The following is a 1839-nucleotide window of genomic DNA, read 5'->3' as shown; positions in this document are numbered from 1 at the left end:
CCATCCCTGATCTTGCGTGGGTATCCCCGGCTTCAGCCGGGGAGGGAAACGCATCCTCGGACCGGAGGCGCGCAGCGCCGGAGTTCGCTGCGTCTCCTCGGTGAGGGTCAGGTGGGCCGCTTCTGGCCTTCGATGTACTGGCGGACGATGCTGAGCGGTGCGCCGCCGCACGATCCGGCGAAGTAGGAGCGGGACCAGAACACAGAGCCGAGCCCGATGCGGTTGATACGGCCGGTGTACTCGGCGCGCAGGTACCGGGAGCTGACGCCCTTCAAGCTGTTGATCAGCTTCGACAATGCCACCTTGGGCGGGTAGTGCACGAGCAGGTGGACGTGATCGCGTTCGCCGTTGAACTCCTCCAGCTCCGTCTCGAAGCTGCCGCACACCTCCCGCATGATCTCCTCGCACCGCTTCAGCATGGCGTCATCGAAGACGTCTTTGCGGTACTTGGTAACAAACACCAAGTGCGCGTGGAGGTTGTAGTCGACGTGGCGACCGGTGCGGATATCGGGGTTTGGTTCCCAGCGCGGTGACATACGCCAAGGGTAGTATGATCACGCGAACCGACTTGAAAGGGGGGTGGGCCGGATGATCCGTGCGTACAAGTTCCTCATGCGGCCCACCGTGGGCCAGGCGGCAGCGCTCGGTGAGATGCTGCGGGATCACTGCTCCCTCTACAACGGGGCCTTGCAGGAACGCCGCGACGCCTACCGGCACACCTCCAAAACGTCGGTCAAGTACGCGCAGCAGTCCGTGCAGCTCAAGGACATCCGGGCCTTCGACCCCGAGCGTCAGGGACGCTGGTCGTTCTCGTCGCAGCAGGCGACCTTGCGCCGCCTGGACAAGGCGTTTCAGGCGTTCTTCCGGCGCGTGAAGGCAGGGGACAAGCCGGGCTATCCCCGCTTCCGGGGCGTGAACTGGTTCGACACCGTGGACTTCCCCAAGGACGGCGACGGCTGCCGCTGGGACTCCACCCCCCACGACGCCGTCACCCGCGTCCGCCTTCAGGGCGTGGGGCACGTCAAGGTCAACCAGCACCGGCCCGTGGTCGGCAAGGTCAAGACCTTGTCCGTCAAGCGTGAGGGCAAGCGCTGGTACGTCATCCTGACCGCCGAGCAGGCCGCCCCCGAGCCGCTTCCGGCGACCGGCAGCGTGGTCGGCATCGACATGGGCATAGCCAACTTCCTCGCCGACTCCAACGGCGAGTTCGTACCCAACCCGCGCCACGGCCGGAAGGCCGCCGCAAAGCTCGAAGCCGCACAACAGGCTCTCGCCCGCTTCCCCCGCGCCCGCCGCGACAAGCGCACCGCCAACCACCGCCGAGCCGTCCAGCGCGTTGCCGACCTGCACCGCAAGGTCCGACGCCAGCGCCTCGACCACGCCCACAAGACCGCCTTGGATCTGGTTCGCGACCACGACTTGATCGCGCACGAAGACCTTAAGATCCGCAACATGGTCAAGGCCCCCGCGCCGAAGCCCGACCCTGACCAGCCGGGCAGTTTCCTGCCCAACAGGGCCAGCGCGAAGGCCGGACTCAACCACTCGATCTCTGATGCCGGATGGGGGGTGTTCCTGACGATCCTGCACGCCAAGGCTGAAAGCGCCGGACGGAAAGTGATCGCTGTGGACCCCCGCAACACCTCCCGGACCTGCCCTGAATGCGGGCATGTCTCAGCGGAGAACCGGCCCACCCAGGAGAAGTTCCACTGCGTTTCGTGCGGCCACCAGGCGCACGCGGACACGGTGGGCGCCCTGAACGTTCTACGGGCCGGGCTGGTCCGTCGCGACGCCGCACCGGCATAGCGAGAAGCCCCCTCGTTCACGAGGGGGAGGAGTCAC

2 protein-coding genes are annotated in these 1839 nt (G+C 66.6%); one reads left to right on the top strand and one right to left on the bottom strand.

The window, feature by feature from the left end; translation table 11 throughout:
• Window positions 1-107 precede the first annotated feature (107 nt).
• Window positions 108-536 (bottom strand): IS200/IS605 family transposase, encoded by a 429-nt coding sequence (gene tnpA, locus ACFYX0_RS47660; protein WP_388982075.1) that lies wholly within the window; start codon window positions 534-536, stop codon window positions 108-110.
• 52 nt (window positions 537-588) lie between these two features.
• Between tnpA and ACFYX0_RS47655 the strand changes: the two genes are divergently transcribed.
• Entirely contained in the window at window positions 589-1803 is a 1215-nt protein-coding gene (locus ACFYX0_RS47655; RefSeq protein ID WP_388982072.1) for an RNA-guided endonuclease InsQ/TnpB family protein, read from the top strand.
• The last annotated feature ends 36 nt before the right edge of the window (window positions 1804-1839 follow it).

The sequence above is a fragment of the Streptomyces sp. NPDC002573 genome (genome assembly GCF_042889625.1).
GTDB classification, from domain to species: domain Bacteria; phylum Actinomycetota; class Actinomycetes; order Streptomycetales; family Streptomycetaceae; genus Streptomyces; species Streptomyces gibsoniae.
This window is presented reverse-complemented; position numbering and strand designations above follow the sequence as displayed.